The organism is Maritalea mediterranea (assembly GCF_021568695.1).
GTDB lineage: Bacteria > Pseudomonadota > Alphaproteobacteria > Rhizobiales > Devosiaceae > Maritalea > Maritalea mediterranea.
This window is the reverse complement of record NZ_JAKGTI010000001.1, coordinates 1,302,684-1,319,135: the sequence shown is the minus strand read 5'-3', so window position 1 is coordinate 1,319,135 and position 16,452 is coordinate 1,302,684. Positions and strand designations below refer to the sequence as shown.

Below are 16,452 nucleotides of genomic sequence, written 5' to 3'. Positions count from 1 at the left end.
CCTATTCTGCCGCGGTGGCACGGCGTTGTCGGGCCAGCCGTGCGGCGCGCTTTTGCTTGATGGCTGCCAACTGGTCCTCGCTTGGGTTGGCACCCCCTTCATAGGCTTCCAGAAATTCAAGCAGTTCTTCGCGATAAGCGTAATAATCCGGATGGTTGAGCAATGCCTTGCGCGAACGTGGTCGCGGCAGATCAACCTCCATAATGTTGCCGATCTTGGCATTGGGTCCGTTGGACATCATCACCACACGGTCGGCCAGAAGGATCGCCTCGTCCACATCATGGGTCACGCAGATGGCGGTCACCTGGGTGCGTTTCCAAACATCCATCAGCAGGTCTTGCAGTTCCCAACGGGTCAGGCTGTCCAGCATGCCAAAAGGCTCGTCCAGCAACAGCAATTTGGGCGACAATGCAAAGGCGCGCGCAATCCCCACCCTTTGCTTCATGCCATTAGATAGGGCCTCAGCTTTGCGGTTCATACTGTCTTTCAGCCCCAGCTTGGTGAGATAATATTCCACCACATCTTGGCGCTCGCCCTTGCTGGCGTTTGGATAAACCTTGTCGACCCCCAGCGCCACATTGTCATAAGCGGTCAGCCACGGCATCAGGTTGGGCGCTTGAAATACCACGGCTTTATCTGGGCTGGCACTGGTGATATGGCGACCATCGAGAATAATCCCGCCCTCGGTGATTTCGTTCAGCCCTGCGGCCATCGACAGCACGGTGGATTTACCGCACCCGGAGTGGCCAATCAGGGTGATAAATTCACCTTTGTTGATCTTCATATCAAAGCCATCCACCACGGTGAGCGGCCCCTTGGGCGTGGGATAGACTTTTTTCAGGTCTGAGAAGTGCAAAAAGCCTTCCTGCTTGCCACTTTTGGCGGCCTCTTCATAGGCAGCAGGCAGTTTTTCGCCCTTGCTGAAATCCATGGGCACGATGTTCGGCAACTCCACCTCATCATCCGCCTCATCAGACCGGGCGGCCCCCACATCGATCAAATAATCGGTAACGGCGGCGCGCAATTTGATGAAATCCTCATCATCATTCAGGGCTGTCCGGTCACGCGGCCGCGGAATATCCACTTTGAAATCCGGCCCCAATGTGGCGTTTGGTCCCGGTTTGAGCGGGATGATCCGGTCAGCCAGCAAAATGGCCTCATCCACATCATTGGTGATCAGGATGATGGTCTTTTTCTCCCTCTGACAAATATCGGAGAATTCATCCTGTAGCTTGGCGCGATTAAGGGCATCCAACGCCGACAAGGGTTCGTCCATCAGTAGAATTTCAGGTTGCATGGCCAATGCCCGCGCCACTGCCACCCGCTGCCGCATCCCACCGGAGAGTTCGGCGGGCTTGCGGTTCTTCGCATGGTCGAGGCCAACCATTTCGATATAGCGGGTGACAATTTCCTTGCGCTCGGCAGCCGGTTTGTCACTGAACACTTGGTCCACGGCAAGCGCCACATTGCCCTCCACCGTCAACCAAGGCATCAGCGAGTAGGATTGAAACACCACACCGCGCTCCGGTCCGGGGCCGTCAATTTCACGCCCCCGATAGATCACGCCGCCTTTGGTGGGTTTTATCAAGCCCGCCAGGGCCGAAATCAAAGTGGTTTTCCCGCTGCCGGAGAAGCCCACAATCGCCACAAACTCACCTTCGGCCACATCCAGTTCGATGTCCGTCAACACTTCGTGGCAATTGGGTTCCTCACCAAAATGGACCGACAGTTTGGAGATTTCGAGGATGGTCATCTCTTGCTCCTAGCGATTTGCGCTAAAGGTGAAAGCACGTTGCAAGGCGAACATCAGCCGATCGAGCATAAAGCCGACAATGCCGATGGTGAGCACGGCCACCATAATTCGCGCCAAAGATTGGGAGGATCCGTTCTGGAATTCGTCCCAGACAAATTTGCCCAGGCCCGGGTTTTGCGCCAGCATTTCAGCGGCGATCAGCACCATCCAGCCCACCCCGAGCGACAAACGCAAACCGGTAAAAATTAAAGGCAGAGCCGAAGGCAGCACCAGCTTGGTGATGGTTTTGTAGGTCGGCAACTGCAGCACGCGGCCCACATTCATCAAGTCTTTGTCGACAGACGCAACGCCCAGCGCCGTATTGATCAATGTGGGCCACAATGAGCACAGTGTTACCGTGACGGCGGAGGTGATCATGGATTTAGGCAGCCAATCCATGGGATTGGCATATGTCGCTGAAATCACCATCGTCACTATTGGCAACCAGGCCAGGGGAGAAACGGGTTTAAAAATCTGAATTAAGGGGTTGATAGCGCCATTGAATGTTTTTGACAGGCCAGACGCAATCCCAAGTGGCACCGCAATCACGGTCGCGATCACAAAGCCCAGTGCCACAGTGAAAAGCGAGGTGACGATCTGGTCGATATAAGTCGGTTGACCGGTATACTCGCGATGCTTTACGCGGTCAGACTGACCTTGCTCGATCAGTTTGGCGTTGCGCGCATCCAGCCGTTCATAAAACGCAGCGGCTTTTTCCCGTTCGCGCACATGGTCCTGCCAAAGATTGCCGGCCTGCTCCACCACTTGCACCGGGCCCGGTATAGTACCCAAAGAGGTTTGAACTTGCGGTGCCAGTGCAGCCCAAATCATCAAAAAGGCAGCGATGCCCATCAACGGCACCAGCAAGACCTGGCGCAAAATCTTAGACTGTTCCTTGCGGTTTTCGTCTATGCCCCACTTGATTAAGGGCGCGACCCAGGCAAATCCAAGAGCTTCAAGCCAGCCATTTGCGCGATTAAGGCCACTCAAAAGGCGCTTTCGCCATACTGGTTCGGCATTGACTTGTTCTGCGCTCGAAATCTCAGACATTTGGCACCTCGCCCCTGTTAAAATTGTCGCTGGTTGGCCAAACCGCGGGGCCCGGCCAACCAGCGCCCTCCTTGCCTAACTGCCATTTGATGCGACGGTCTCATCGGTCTTAAGGCCGATTTGCAGACTGTCGATATAGGCGTTAGGTGATCTCGCATCGAATGGGATACCATCAATGATGTCTTCAGCCGGGGTTGGGGCTTTGTAGCCGTCGCTGTCCCAAGGGAAGTCTTCGCGGTCCACATGGCCCTCTTCCACCAGCATTTCAGCCGCTTTGAGATAGATGTCCGGCCGATAGACAGATTTGGCGACCTCATCATACCACCCGTCAGGCTTATGGGCGTCGATCTGGCCCCAGCGGCGCATTTGGGTCAGATACCAGATGGCATCGGAATAAAAGGGATAGGTCGCGTAATAGCGGTAGAACACATTAAAGTCCGACACAGCGCGCTTGTCGCCCTTTTCATACTCAAAGGTGCCGGTCATGGAGTTGGCGATCACTTCCGCATCGGCGCCTACATATTCTGAGCGCGCCAGGATTTCCACGGCCTCTTCACGGTTGGCGTTGTCGTTTTCATCCAACCATTTGGCCGCGCGGATCAAAGCCTTGGTCAAGGCCAATGTGGTGTTGGGATATTTCTCGGTAAATTCCTTTGTGAGCCCGAACACTTTTTCCGGATTGTTTTTCCATATTTCGTAGTCGGTGATCACAGGTACCCCGATGCCTTTGAACACCGCGGCTTGGTTCCAAGGCTCGCCCACGCAATAGCCGTGAATGGTGCCCGCTTCCAGGGTGGGCGGCATTTGCGGTGGCGGCGTTACAGAGAGCAATGCATCAGCATCAATTTGCCCGGATGTATCGGTCGACGAATAAAGGCCGGGGTGGATGCCGCCTGCGGCCAGCCAGTAGCGCAGCTCATAATTGTGCGTGGAGACGGGAAACACCATGCCCATTTTAAAGCTTTCGCCGTTGGCCTTCAGCTCATCCACCACCGGCTTAAGCGCCTTGGCGCTGATTGGGTGGATTGGTTTACCTTCCGCATCATGCTCGATATGCGGCTTCATCTTCTCCCAGATTTCGTTGGAAACGGTGATGCCATTGCCGTTCAAATCCATCGAAAAAGGCGTTACGATATGCGCCTCGGTGCCATAACCGATAGTGGCTGCCAGTGGCTGGCCCGCGAGCATGTGCGCCCCATCCAGCTCACCGGTAATGGTGCGGTCCAGCAGCACTTTCCAGTTCGCCTGCGGCTCCAACGTCACATAGAGCCCCTCCTCTTCGAAATAGCCCTTCTCGTAGGCGATCGCGAGTGGCGCCATATCAGTCAGCTTGATGAAACCGAGTTTCAGCTCGTCTTTCTCCACATCCAACCATTCGGCAAAGGCAGGAATGCTCAAACCAAGGGCAGCAATTGACCCCAAAAGTGCTGCAGCGAAGCGGCGGCGCGTAAGTCGTTTATCGAGCGGATTTGAAAGCATTTTACCTCGTCCTGTTGCGGCCTTTGTTGGGCTATGCGCGATTTTTCGCGTCACTATTACTGACCTAAATGCGAGCTTGCCAAAGTAACCCGTTGTTGTCTGCTGCTAAAAAATCGAATATGTGTTGCAAAAAAGGACACACCCAAGGAGGCGTTTATGCGGCATATGCTGGCCCTCAAATATGTGGATGCCGTCGCGCGCGCTGGCTCCATCCGCGCGGCCGCCGAAGTGTTGGCGATCACACCATCCGCACTGAACCGACGCATCTTGGCCATCGAGGAAGAGCTGGACATTGAAATTTTCGAGCGTCACGCTCTGGGCGTTCGGCTGAATAGCGCGGGTGAGCTGTTTATCCACCATATCCGCGCGCAAATGGCAGATTTGGAACGTGTCCGCTCCCAAATTGCCGATCTCTCCGGGGTTCGAATCGGGCATGTGCGTATTGCCACCACAAAGGAAATTGGCGGTCGTTTATTGCCTCGGCTCATTCAATCCTATCGCGCCGATTTTCCGGGCGTTACATTTTCGTTGCATGCCTATGACCGGGGACAGGTAGAACAGCAATTGCAAAACCTTGAGGCGGATATTGTTGTTATGTTTCAACCGCTGCGCTTGGCGGATATGCAGGTGATATCGCATCAGCAGCAGCATTTGTCGGTGGCTTTGGCGGCCGATCACCCCTTGGCGGCGCATGCAGAATTGCGTTTGGTTGACTTTTTGGAGCATCATCCGCTCCTGCCCCCGCGTGGCGAAGGAATCCGCGAAATCGTCGAGGCTGCCTGCGTTAAAAAGGGATTGAATTGCAAACCCGCTATTGAAAGCGATGATATGGCGCTGCTCCGACATCTGGCCCGCCAAGGCGCTGGATTGGCCTTGGATTTGCCCCTGACCATCAGCGCTTCTCCCACAGAGGCCGATTTGGTATATCGCCCCTTCAAAGCAAATGAGATTGAGCCGGGTTTCTTGTTTGTCGGCCAATTATATAAGCGCACTCTGCCCGTTGCCGCTCGCAAATTCGCTGACCGACTGCGCGAAATGTTTGAGCTTGAAACGAACGCACTGTCCGGCGTGGCTGCCAACTAACCAATTTCGTCACCCTAGCCATCGGAACCTGGTGGGCGCGTCATGCATTATGACTGCAGAACAACTCCAGAAACGGAGGTGAACTGATGGCTGAATTCCTGTTCTACTTCTGGCTATTTCTTCTGATTCTTGTCGTTCTCGGTTGGCCAACCTGGCCCTATACCAGAGAACGCTGGCCCTATAGTTATGGTGGGCGTTACCGCTATGCGGTCAGTGGCATGGCCGCCGCTTTGGCGATTCTGCTCTGGATCCTGTTCTGGTTCGGACTGGTCGCGATCGCCTTGCCGTGGACAACGCCACCGCCGGTGACCTAAGAGGTAGCCCGGCTAGGCTTTTTGCGCCAGCGGTGTAACCCGGAATTGCGTACGCTGGTGATATGTCTCTCCGGGCTGGACCAAGCTTGAAGGAAAGGCCTCGCGATTCGGGGAATCGGGCCACTTTTGCGGCTCAAGCGCTAATCCGGCATGTGGTCCGTAAGGGTGGCCCTGATGTCCCTTGAATGGGGTCGTGTCCATGCCCGTGGCATCAAAAACCTGTAAGCCAGGCTCCGTGCTGTGCACATCAAGCGAAAATTGCCTAGCTTGCACTGTACATAGGTGGCGCACCTGCCCGTCCGCACCATCAATGCAAAAATTATGGTCTAGCGCCATATGATCCGGCGAGCTGATGGGCTTTGCTAGGCGATAATCAAAAACTGTCCCCTGCACACGAGCGGGCACATCGGCGGGGATCAACTCCGCGTCCACCGGCAAGTATTTACTGGCGCTAATCTGCATATGGTGGCGAGAGATATCCGCCTGACCGTCAAGGTTCCAATAGCTGTGATGGGCAAAATTGAGAGGCGTGGTCTTGTCGGTGCAAGCGTCAATATCAAGAGTTAGCCTGCCGGTTTCATCTAAAGCATAATGCGCCCGAACGTCCACATTGCCGGGGAACCCCCCTACCCCGTCACCGTGTGTTACACCAAGGGTACAGCTTGTCGCGTTGCAGGCGAGCAATGTCCAATTGCGTTGCCCGGTGCCTGAGCTGCCTCCATGCAGCGTAGTCTTTCCATTTTCATTGCGATCCAGTTCAACGAGATGACCGTCAAGCAAAAATTGGCCGTTGGCCACGCGATTTGCCACAGGGCCTACAATCGCGCCGAAATACAGCATCGGACCAAGATAGGCGTCAAAATCAGGACTGCCCAAAACCAAAGAATAATCGCACTCCACGCGGTGAAAATCCTGAAGCGACGCCCCCCACGTCATAATTGATGCGCTGGAACCGCCGTTGGAAATCCTGACAAGTCGTACCTGCTCACCTTTTGGTGTCCGGCCAAACGCTGAAACTTGCCCGGTTTCAATCTGGCCCTTTTCACTAGTACTATCCGAACGCATCACCAAAACTTCGCCACCTTCCTAAAACCTGCCCTATTCTATGTTGCGCCAATAAATAAACGTGAGCAATTATCTTGTTGGGCATTATACAAATTCGGCACACCGAATCTGCGTTGACGAAAGATGGGCCGCCCCCTCGTCGGCAGGTGCACACCCCTCATTATGGTAGCGACTGACATTGCAAGGGTCGAGGTCAGTGAGCGCCGACGATTTTTTCATCCTGCGCGACATCCCAACCCAGTGTTGTCGAAAGTTCGCGCGCCAATTTAACGATTTGGGGGCCGATTTTTTCTCTGAATGTGGGCGAGAATATCCTGACTGAGCCGACAGCTCCAATCGACATTGTCGCCCCTGGGCCGCTTGGCGCGAGCGGGGCTGCCACTGAACACATACCGCGCTCAATCTCTTCGACACATTCTGCAAAACCGCGTTGCCGAATAATTTCAAACTCCGCCTTAAGATCATCGATGTTCGTCACTGTGAATTCGGTGTATGCGCGAAGTTGGCCGTGCAGGTCGTTGGAGAAAAGCACCTCGGGTGAAAAAGCCGCGACAGCCTTTGAACAGGAACAGGCGTGAACAGGGCGCCGCCCTAAACCCGGATGGAGATAGGAAACGCCATCGCCAGGTGTCTCGACATGAATGATTTCCACGGCCTTCCCGCGCAACCGCGACAAGAAAAACGCTACACCGAACTGGGCAGCGGCAAGCTTCAAACTTGGCGCGATCAACTCCAACAGTGCACTGTCTGAATGCTCGTTATGTGTGATCCGCTTAAGGCGGGTGCCAATCATAAATTGCCCGCGCCCCGCAGGCTCTAACAAGCCAACGCTCACCAAATCTTGCACAAGCCGATAGGCAGAGGCTTTTGGCAGTTGCGTGTGGCGGCAAATCTCGCCCACCGTAGCCGCGCCCTTCTGGCCGATGATTTCGAGAATGCAAGTCAGGCGTTCCAGATGCATATTTTCACCTTGTGAGAATTCAATTCTTGCGTTACAAGAAATATACCGTAATCGCAAGGGAGGAATGTGATTATGGACGGCAAATTGGAAAATAGCAGTCCCATTCTGCGGTCAGATAAGGACGGCGTTGCCGTCATCACCCTGAATGCGCCCAAATCGATCAACGCCTTGTCGGAAAAGATGCTGGCGGCGCTCTCTGACTTGCTGGACAGCATTGCATTGGATCGCTCTGTCAAAATTGTGATCCTGCGCAGCGGCGGAAAGCATTTTTGCGCCGGCCATAATCTTAAGGAAATGTCCGCACGTCGCGCAGATGCGGACGGCGGATTCCAATATTTTCAAGACCTATTTGCCAGATGCACCGCGATGATGCTGCGCGTGGTGCGCTTGCCACAACCCGTGATTGCGGAGGTGAAAGGGATCGCCACGGCAGCAGGTTGCCAGCTTGTGGCGTCCTGTGATTTGGCCGTGGCCGCTGAAGACGCGACTTTTGCAACGTCTGGTGTGAATATCGGCCTGTTCTGCTCCACGCCCATGGTTGCCTTGTCGCGCAATGTGCCGCGCAAAATGGCCATGGAAATGTTGCTGACGGGTGAGTTCCTGCCAGCGGCCCGTGTGGCCGAAATGGGGCTATTGAACCGGGTTGTCCCGCTAGCGGATCTCGAAACAACCAGCATGGATTTGGCCCGAACCATTGCTGAAAAATCCCCTGCAGCAGTCAAAATCGGCAAACGTGCATTTTATGAACAGCTCGATATGCCGTTGGACGAGGCTTATGCCTTTGCCGGCCGGACGATGGCAGAAAACATGATGGCAAAAGATACGGTGGCGGGCATTGAGGCCTTCACCCTCAAAAAGCCCATGCCAGATTGGACCGGCGAATGATTTATGACGGGCCAGAGCTTTCACGCAACGCTGCGAATTTCACGGCCCTGTCGCCCGTCTCGATCCTCAAACGTGTTGAGCGTGTGCACCCGGAACTCCCCGCGCAGATTCACGGTCGAATTCGGCGCAATTGGGGAGAGGTTGCCGTGCGTTGCAAGCGGCTTGCTTCTGCCTTGGCCAGACGCGGTATTGGCAAGGGCGACACGGTAGCCCTAGTCGCGCCCAATATTCCCGAGGCACTGGAATGCGCCTTGGCACTGCCCCTGCTGGGCGCAGTGCTGAACGCAAATAATACGCGGCTTGATGCGGGCACCATTGCCTATATTCTGGACCATGGCGAAGCGAAGGTTTTGCTGGTCGATACCGAATTTTCAAAAATGGCGGCAGACGCGGTGGCGCAGTCGGGCCGCGATCTGTTGATCATCGATATTGAAGACAGTGAGGGCCCGGGCGGTGAGCGGATCGGTACCTTGACCTATAACGATCTGCTCGCCGAGGGTGATCCTGACTTTACCTATTTGCTGCCTGATGATGAGTGGGACGCGCTTGCGCTCAACTACACCTCTGGCACCACCGGGCGGCCCAAAGGCGTGGTTTACTCTCACCGCGGCGCGTGGACCAATGCAGTGAACAATGTGGTGACGTGGGAAATGCCGCACCATCCCGTCTATCTCTGGACGCTGCCGCTATTTCATTGCAATGGCTGGTGTTTTCCCTGGACCATTACGTTGCTGGCCGGCACCCATGTGTTTTTGCGCACGCCCAAAGCAGATGCGATTTATGATGCCTTTGCCGATCATGGCGTGACCCACCTTTGCGGGGCGCCCATCATCATGTCGATGATCAGTGGCGCCGCGACAAAACGGAATTTCTCGCAAAACATAAAGATGATGACCGCAGCGGCCCCTCCGCCAGCCAGTGTGATCAAAAATATGGAAGCGATGGGCATTTCCATCACCCACGTCTATGGGCTGACCGAAGTCTATGGTCCCGCTGTTGTGTGTGCGGAAAAACCCGGATGGTCGGCACTGCCCCCTGATCAGCAGGCGGAGCTCAAAGCCCGGCAAGGCGTTGCCTATGAGCTTGAGGAAGACGTACTGGTTCTGGATACCGAGACCGGCGTGCCTGTGCCCTGGGATGGGGAAACACTGGGCGAAGTGGTGTTTCGCGGCAATATTATGATGAAGGGATATCTCAAAGCGCCAGAGGAAACGGCGAAGGCGTTTAAGGATGGCTGGTTCTGGTCGGGCGACATCGCTGTGCAGCATGCCGATGGCTATATCGAAATCCGTGATCGGTCTAAGGACATCATCATCTCCGGCGGCGAAAATATCTCTTCGATAGAAGTTGAGAAAGCGCTCTATGCCCATCCGGCCGTCAGTCTGGTTGCTGTCGTGGCAATGCCCGACGAAAAATGGGGTGAAGTGCCCTGCGCTTTCGTAGAACTGTCGGGTGACGCGACGGAGGCGGAATTGCTGGCCCACGCTAAATCCATGTTAGCGGGGTATATGCGACCGAAAAAGGTTGTTTTTGCCGAACTGCCCAAAACCACAACAGGAAAGATTAAAAAGAACGAACTGCGCGATCTGGTCCGCCAACAAGGCTGACCTTTACCCACTAATTGGATGAATGCCATGGCCCATGAACTAGAGTTTGCACATTTCAGTTTCGGCACACAGGTGCGGAAATCGCCCTATTCCGACGCGGCCCTTCGCTGGGGCGCCAAGGGGTTTTCGGTCTATAACCACATGTATATCCCGCGCGATTTTGGCGATCCGGAACAAAATTTCTGGAACCTGGTCAATCACGCCACGTTGGCGGACGTTTCAGTGGAACGGCAAGTTGAAATTAAAGGACCAGATGCGGCGAAATTTACCCAATATATCTGCTCACGCGACCTCTCCAAATGCGAAGTGGGTCAGTGCAAATATGTGTTGATCACGGATCAGGACGGCGGAGTCATCAATGACCCGATCTTGCTCAAGCTGGCCGAAGATCATTTCTGGCTGTCGATTGCGGATAGTGACGTGCTCCTCTGGGCGCGCGGTGTGGCCGTGAACGCAGGCATGGATGTTGAATTGTCCGAACCGGATGTCTCGCCGCTTCAGTTGCAGGGCCCGAAATCACGAGACATCCTGCGCGCGTGCTTTGGGGAGGAACCGACCAAACTGAAATATTTCCGGTTCATGGAATATGACTGGCACGGCATACCCCTCATCATCTCACGTACCGGGTGGACCAGCGAGTTGGGGTATGAAATCTATCTGCGCGACGGCGCCGCTGGCGGTCGGCTTTGGGAACATATTATGGACATCGGCTATTCAATGGGTCTTAGACCGGGCCACACATCGGCCATTCGCCGCATCGAAGCCGGCATGCTGTCCTATCACGCCGATATGAACCTTGCGAACAACCCTTATGAGTTGAATCTCGACCGGTTGGTTGATCTGGAGATGGAGGCCGATTTTATTGGCAAGGAAGCGCTGACCCGAATTAAGAAAAAAGGTGTCAAACAACGGCTTGTAGGCCTGGAGATTGAAGGGGCGCCGTTCGTCGGGACCAACGATTTCTTCTGGCCGATCAGGCGCGATGGCGCGCAGGTCGGCACTGTAACCTCAGCCGTCTATTCTCCGAGACTGGAAAAGAACATTGGCCTTGCGACGCTGCGTGTCGAGCATACGGATCTGGGGACCGAACTGATCGTGGACAAACTAGGCGAAACGCGGGTCGGAACAATTGTGCCAATCCCCTTCTTCGACCCCAAGAAAACACTGGCGTCAGCCAGTTGATCAAAATGTCCTGATTGCTGTTTGTCTTATGGAAACAGGTTCAGCCCCTGCGGCGCATCGTGCGTTCAATTTTCTGCGTGGAGAAGCGCAACCTATAAAACACCAAGCATTTGGCTGTTGATAGAAGACAGACTAGCAGCAACCTGCAGCCCAACCACGCCAAAGGGCGATCAAGCCGCGTTTCACAGCGAACAAAGCAAAGATTTTATATAGGGAAATGGCGGAGAGGAAGGGATTCGAACCCTCGAGACAGCTCTACACCGCCTACTCCCTTAGCAGGGGAGCGCCTTCGACCACTCGGCCACCTCTCCGAGGCCGTGAATAACCTTAACGTTGTGATGGATGCAAGGTATTTTTTCAAAATTTTGACATTGTATTGTGGTCGCCTGTTCAAAATAGGTGTTGGGGTTCATACTTTAGAAGCTATAATCTTACAGGGCGCGGCATTGTCGCGTGATCGGGTTGCTTATTAAGCATTGCGAAACGCGGCTTTGTCAGGATTATGTTTTAGAGTAGCGACCATGGGTTGAAGGCTAAACAACCTGGTTTTGCCGCGAATCGTATTTATAAAGATATGTTTTGGGAAGAAGAATGCCGTTGACTGCTATAAAATCTTTGGTCCGTTTGGTGTTGGCGCTTGTGCTGGTGCTGCCCACAACGGTGAGCTTTGCGCAGGCCTTTAACCCCGTGGGCACCTGGCGCACGCGGCTGGATGCCGAAATCCGGATTGAGCGGTGCGGGGCCGAGCGATATTGCGGGACCGTTTCCAAAGCCGCCAAGCCGGGCTTAACAGACAAGCGCAATCCTGACCCGAAACTGCGCGACCGCCCGATTGAAGGCATTTTGCTGATCACATTTTCTAAAAGCGACGAGCCAAAAACCTTTGTGGGCGAGCTATATAATCCATTGGATGGCAAAATGTATGAGGGCACGGCGAAAATGCCTGACCCTCAAACCATCAGGCTGAAAGGCTGTCTGTTTTACAGCATCCTTTGCCTGAAAGAAGATTGGGTCAAGATCGCCCCGTGATCCTGACCCAACTTGATTATTTCGCGCGCTGATTAAACAGCACTTTTTGCGCGTCTTTATTGTCAGCCAAGCTCAGCTTCTCGCGTTCTTCTTTGCCGACTTCCATACCTTTTTTCACCGCATCGCGGGCTCCAAGGCGTGCCAGCCAGGCCTTCACATGCGGAAATTCTTCGATGTCCATGCCCTGATTTTCCCAAAGGGTGGCCCAACCATAAATGGCCATGTCGGCGATGGAATAATCGCCCGCCACATAGTCGTTTTCAGCCAACCGCTTGTTCAAAACGCCATAAAGCCGATGGGTTTCATCCTCATAGCGCTTGATGGCGTAAGGTAGTTTTTCCGGCGCATATTTGGAGAAGTGATGGTTTTGCCCCAGCATTGGGCCAAAGCCGCCCATTTGCCAGAACAGCCATTCGTCCACCTTCACCTGCGCGCGTTCATCGCTCGGATAGAATTGACCAAATTTCTTGGCCAGATATTTCATGATGGCGGCCGATTCAAAAACAGAGATCGGCGCGCCGCCCGGCCCTTCCTGGTCAACAATGGCGGGCATTTTATTGTTGGGCGAAATTTTTAAAAATTCCGGATCAAATTGATCCCCCGCGCCAATATTGATGAGGCGCAAATTATAAGGCACTTTCAATTCTTCCAGCAGGATGGAGATCTTCCAGCCATTGGGGGTTGGCCAATAATAGAGATCGATCGGCTCGTTTTGTTGCGTTGACATATTGTGCCTCACTGTTTTGAATGGTAATTCACGTCTTTATCGTAATTCTACGATAAAGATTCAACCCCTCACCCAACACAAAAACGTGTTCAGCCCTGCAATGGTTGCATTTTGTCCTAGCCAATCTGATGATTTGCCGGGCATAAGGTCACAAAGGACAGATTATGGAATGGATTATTCTCTTTTTTGCCGGATTGGGCGCGGGCGTATTGAACGCGCTGGCGGGCGGCGGGTCATTTGTGATTTTTCCGGCGCTGTTGCTGGTGGGCGTGCCGCCGGTGGCGGCCAATGCCACAAACACGTTCGCCTGCCTGCCCGGCTATGCCAGCGGCGCCATCGGCTTTTATGACGCCATCATGGCCAACAAGAAGCGGCTGGTGCTGTATTCGATCATCGCTTTGGTTGCTGGCTATTTGGGCGCCGAAGCGCTTCTTATGGTGTCTGACGCGCAGTTTAGCGCCATCGTGCCTTGGCTGATGTTGTTTGCCGTTTTAGCCTTCAGCTTTGGCGGCCAGCTCAACACCTATCTGGTGGCGCGCAGCAGCGGCAGCAAACATGCGGCCCGCGCCGGGCTTGTGGGCAGCATTTTGCTGCTCACCGCCATTTGCTTTTATGGCGGCTTTTTCAATGCCGGGCTCGGCATCATCCTTTTGGCGTTTCTGGTGCTGGCGGGCTATAAAGACATTAATGGCATGAACGGCATCAAGCTGTGGCTCTCCACCCTCGTGGCGCTCACCGCCGTGATCCGCCTGGCCATTGGCGGCTCCATCTTCTGGCTGGAAGGTTCCGTCGCTCTCGTTGGCGCCACCCTAGGCGGCTACCTCGCCGCCCGCCTCTCCTATCTCATCCCCGCCATTTATGTGCGCTGGTTTGTGATTGTTTATGGTTTGGGGCTGACGGGGTATTTCTTTTGGCAGGTCTATGGGTGAGGCTCAGCACAAACCATCTTGCGCTTTGTAGGCGGTTAGATTTTTTGCAGGGTCATCTTCAAACTGTTCGTTTGCATCCTGCATATTGCTGATGCGGTCTAAGCGGAAGTTTCGGAAATCATCCCTTCTTTCGCACCACGCTGCCAACAGCCAAACCGGCCCACAATAGATTAGAGCCAAGGGGCGCAAGGTGCGCTTTGAGCTTTGCTGCGCCTCATTTGTATAGTCGATGATGATTTTGCGCCGTTTGCGAATGGCCTCACGAAGGTCCGAAAAGCTGATCACCCAAGGCACGTCCGCTTGGTTGGGCATGGAATAGGTTGTGATCTGCTCCAGCTCGCCCTGCAAATCTTTTGGCAAAACGGCGCGTATCTTTTCTAGTGCGCTTTCAGCATTTTGGGCCAAATGCGCGTCCGTCCATTGGGCGGCCATGCTCAGGCCAAGTCCAAGTGCTTCCAGTTCTTCCACGTCAAAGGCGATGGGCGGCATATAATAGCTTTTGTCGATCAAATAGCCGATGCCCGCCTCGCCCACAACGGGCGTGCCGTTGGCCGCCAAATCCTGAATATCGCGATAAACGGTGCGGGTGCAAACCTCAAATTCTTCAGCAATTTGCTGAGCGGTGACAGCGCGTCGCCGACTGCGTAAAAAGTGCACCAGTTTAATCAAGCGATCTGCCCGCCGCATATTCTTTCCTTTTTATCAGGCTTACGACATCTCTCCTGACACCATGCTGTCAGCAGACTGTCGCTACGGTCCTCTCATTATAGGCAAGCTTTTTGAAAGTGATAATGAAAATGGAACGAAACGCTGTGAACCCGTGGCCCTGGTCGCTTCAACTCGGCTACAACCAAGCCGAGCTGATCAAGGGCATGAGCCGCCAATTGATTTGCGCGGGTCAAACCGCCGTTGATGGCGAGGGCCGCCCGCAACATGCAGGCGATATGCGACAGCAAATCGCCTTGGCGCTCGACAATCTGGAAGAAGTCTTAAAAGCCGCCGACATGAACCTCGGCCACGTCATCCGCCTCGGCATCTATGCCACCGATGTAGATGAAGCGCTGAAGAATTTTGACCTGCTGGGCCAAAAGTTCGGCCCCTTCAACAATGCCCCACCCATGACGCTGCTCGGCGTCACACGGCTGGCCATGCCGGAACTGATGTTTGAGATTGAGGCAACGGCTGCGGTTAAAAGATGAGTGAGATCGCCGGCACGTTACGCGTCGGCGGATACCACGCTGGCAAGCCGCCGAAACAGCCATGACAAAATGAGTCGCTTAGTGACCATTTTGGGCGCGGGGTTGAGGGTGTAAAACGTATGGAAGGCTTAAGGGTAAATTGGGGCAATAAATACTAAAACAACTTTCTGTCGCTCATCTTCGACCAAATCTTGTTAAACTCAGTTTCATCGGAAGGCAGCACGCCCTTTGCACGCATTTCATTTATATCTTGGTTCATTTCATCAAATAACTCAGAATTAAGTTTGTTTGCCCCGACTGGATCTGACTGCTGAAGAGACCTAAGCTCTTCTAATTTGCTCCAGTCTCTAAATGGCGACAATAGTCCAAAGACAAATGTCCTAAACAAAACGGCAACAAGCAACAGGATGCAAATACCAACCAATGGCCAAAGGAAATGCGTTGGTAAATTTGGTTCGCTAAAAATCTTAGAAAACGCCAAATAGTAAAACAGAAAAGCAAAAAGTAACGGCGTAAGCCCACGCAACCATATTATTGACAAGTTCAATTTAGAAATCCAATTCCGAGCCTTGCCCCAATGTCTACTGGGTAAGTTTTCAAACCAAAACGGAATCGGTTCTGTGTCGACCACCAAAGCGCGGATGTAAATCTGTGAACGAGCATTTTCATAAAACTTGTAATAAGCTCTTTGCAGCATCCGCTCAATTGTATGATATTTCACCAGCGTGCCATGGCTTAAAAACATGACAATTGAATGGAGCAAAATTGCGATTTCAGCCGAAGGTAGACTTGTTGCATCGAGAGTAACACCCGCAAATGAGATATGCTCGCTGAGACCAAAATAGTTAAATACAATAAACAATGAAATTGGAGCGGCTAGCAGGCGCGACCTTAAAATCTGTTTGTAGTGTAGCTCCTTACCTTTATGTAGATTTTCAATAACTTCCTTTTTAATGTCCTCGCTTATCTCTTCAGCAGAACCCAGATTGTCGATTGCAGCAAAAGATTCTATGTCCCAGACTGTTGGGAAATGAAGCCTATTTCTTCTTTTCTGACGCCGAAAAAAAGCACGCAACTCGGCACGCTTCTTCATTTTTGATAAGGCGTTATCAGACGCACTTTTCACAGTGTCGATCGTCTTGCGCACTCG

The 16,452-nt window shown here is 53.5% G+C and carries 16 protein-coding genes, 1 tRNA gene and 1 pseudogene; 8 read left to right on the top strand and 10 right to left on the bottom strand.

Going from position 1 to position 16,452, the window contains the following annotated elements; translation table 11 throughout:
* Position 1 precedes the first annotated feature (1 nt).
* The 3 genes from L1I42_RS06405 to L1I42_RS06395 form a co-directional block, all read right to left on the bottom strand.
* Positions 2-1,753 carry an ABC transporter ATP-binding protein gene (locus L1I42_RS06405; protein WP_236113652.1) on the bottom strand — a complete coding sequence of 584 codons (1,752 nt, stop codon included), beginning with the start codon at positions 1,751-1,753 and terminating at the stop codon, positions 2-4.
* Between the two features lie 9 nt (positions 1,754-1,762).
* A complete protein-coding gene (locus L1I42_RS06400) occupies positions 1,763-2,842 on the bottom strand; it encodes an ABC transporter permease (protein ID WP_236113651.1) in 1,080 nt (359 codons plus the stop codon).
* Between the two features lie 75 nt (positions 2,843-2,917).
* The gene (locus L1I42_RS06395) at positions 2,918-4,321 is read right to left on the bottom strand and encodes a CmpA/NrtA family ABC transporter substrate-binding protein (RefSeq protein ID WP_236113650.1); all 1,404 of its coding nucleotides are present in this window, start codon (positions 4,319-4,321) and stop codon (positions 2,918-2,920) included.
* A gap of 156 nt (positions 4,322-4,477) precedes the next feature.
* Here L1I42_RS06395 and L1I42_RS06390 point away from each other — a divergent pair, with 156 nt between their 5' ends.
* Both L1I42_RS06390 and L1I42_RS06385 read left to right on the top strand, forming a co-directional pair.
* Complete coding sequence (locus L1I42_RS06390; RefSeq protein WP_236113649.1) at positions 4,478-5,404, top strand: LysR family transcriptional regulator; 927 nt, start codon at positions 4,478-4,480, stop codon at positions 5,402-5,404.
* A gap of 86 nt (positions 5,405-5,490) precedes the next feature.
* Positions 5,491-5,718 (top strand): hypothetical protein, encoded by a 228-nt coding sequence (locus tag L1I42_RS06385; protein ID WP_236113648.1) that lies wholly within the window; start codon positions 5,491-5,493, stop codon positions 5,716-5,718.
* Between the two features lie 12 nt (positions 5,719-5,730).
* On the opposite strand, the gene L1I42_RS06380 is transcribed toward L1I42_RS06385, so the two are convergent.
* From L1I42_RS06380 to L1I42_RS16355, 3 genes and pseudogenes are all read right to left on the bottom strand, one after another.
* Positions 5,731-6,783 carry an aldose epimerase family protein gene (locus L1I42_RS06380; protein ID WP_236113647.1) on the bottom strand — a complete coding sequence of 351 codons (1,053 nt, stop codon included), beginning with the start codon at positions 6,781-6,783 and terminating at the stop codon, positions 5,731-5,733.
* A 193-nt stretch (positions 6,784-6,976) separates the two neighbouring features.
* A complete protein-coding gene (locus tag L1I42_RS06375) occupies positions 6,977-7,576 on the bottom strand; it encodes an IclR family transcriptional regulator (protein ID WP_236113646.1) in 600 nt (199 codons plus the stop codon).
* A 33-nt stretch (positions 7,577-7,609) separates the two neighbouring features.
* Positions 7,610-7,744: pseudogene (locus L1I42_RS16355) on the bottom strand (helix-turn-helix domain-containing protein); the annotation flags it as partial.
* A gap of 72 nt (positions 7,745-7,816) precedes the next feature.
* On the opposite strand from L1I42_RS16355, the gene L1I42_RS06370 reads away from it, so the two are divergent.
* From L1I42_RS06370 to L1I42_RS06360, 3 genes are read left to right on the top strand one after another with little or no spacing between them, the layout of a single operon-like run.
* On the top strand, positions 7,817-8,629 hold the full coding sequence (locus tag L1I42_RS06370) for an enoyl-CoA hydratase (protein WP_236113645.1): 813 nt from the start codon (positions 7,817-7,819) through the stop codon (positions 8,627-8,629).
* A complete protein-coding gene (locus L1I42_RS06365) occupies positions 8,626-10,236 on the top strand; it encodes an AMP-binding protein (RefSeq protein ID WP_236113644.1) in 1,611 nt (536 codons plus the stop codon). Before L1I42_RS06370 ends, L1I42_RS06365 begins: the two co-directional genes overlap by 4 nt.
* Before the next feature lie 27 nt (positions 10,237-10,263).
* Positions 10,264-11,418, top strand: a complete 1,155-nt coding sequence (locus tag L1I42_RS06360) for a glycine cleavage T C-terminal barrel domain-containing protein (protein ID WP_236113643.1) — start codon at positions 10,264-10,266, stop codon at positions 11,416-11,418.
* A 218-nt stretch (positions 11,419-11,636) separates the two neighbouring features.
* On the opposite strand, the gene L1I42_RS06355 is transcribed toward L1I42_RS06360, so the two are convergent.
* A tRNA-Ser gene (locus L1I42_RS06355) sits at positions 11,637-11,729 on the bottom strand.
* Between the two features lie 280 nt (positions 11,730-12,009).
* On the opposite strand from L1I42_RS06355, the gene L1I42_RS06350 reads away from it, so the two are divergent.
* Entirely contained in the window at positions 12,010-12,447 is a 438-nt protein-coding gene (locus L1I42_RS06350) for a DUF2147 domain-containing protein (RefSeq protein ID WP_236113642.1), read from the top strand.
* A 16-nt stretch (positions 12,448-12,463) separates the two neighbouring features.
* Here the strand turns inward: L1I42_RS06350 and L1I42_RS06345 are convergent, their stop codons facing one another.
* Entirely contained in the window at positions 12,464-13,174 is a 711-nt protein-coding gene (locus L1I42_RS06345; RefSeq protein ID WP_236113641.1) for a glutathione S-transferase N-terminal domain-containing protein, read from the bottom strand.
* A 164-nt stretch (positions 13,175-13,338) separates the two neighbouring features.
* Between L1I42_RS06345 and L1I42_RS06340 the strand changes: the two genes are divergently transcribed.
* Complete coding sequence (locus L1I42_RS06340; protein WP_236113640.1) at positions 13,339-14,103, top strand: sulfite exporter TauE/SafE family protein; 765 nt, start codon at positions 13,339-13,341, stop codon at positions 14,101-14,103.
* Positions 14,104-14,106: 3 nt separating this feature from the next.
* On the opposite strand, the gene L1I42_RS06335 is transcribed toward L1I42_RS06340, so the two are convergent.
* Positions 14,107-14,790: a helix-turn-helix transcriptional regulator gene (locus tag L1I42_RS06335; protein ID WP_236113639.1), complete on the bottom strand. Its 684-nt coding sequence runs from the start codon at positions 14,788-14,790 to the stop codon at positions 14,107-14,109.
* Positions 14,791-14,900: 110 nt separating this feature from the next.
* On the opposite strand from L1I42_RS06335, the gene L1I42_RS06330 reads away from it, so the two are divergent.
* Complete coding sequence (locus L1I42_RS06330; RefSeq protein WP_236113638.1) at positions 14,901-15,302, top strand: RidA family protein; 402 nt, start codon at positions 14,901-14,903, stop codon at positions 15,300-15,302.
* Between the two features lie 154 nt (positions 15,303-15,456).
* On the opposite strand, the gene L1I42_RS06325 is transcribed toward L1I42_RS06330, so the two are convergent.
* Complete coding sequence (locus tag L1I42_RS06325) at positions 15,457-16,449, bottom strand: hypothetical protein (protein WP_236113637.1); 993 nt, start codon at positions 16,447-16,449, stop codon at positions 15,457-15,459.
* Between the last annotated feature and the right edge of the window lie 3 nt (positions 16,450-16,452).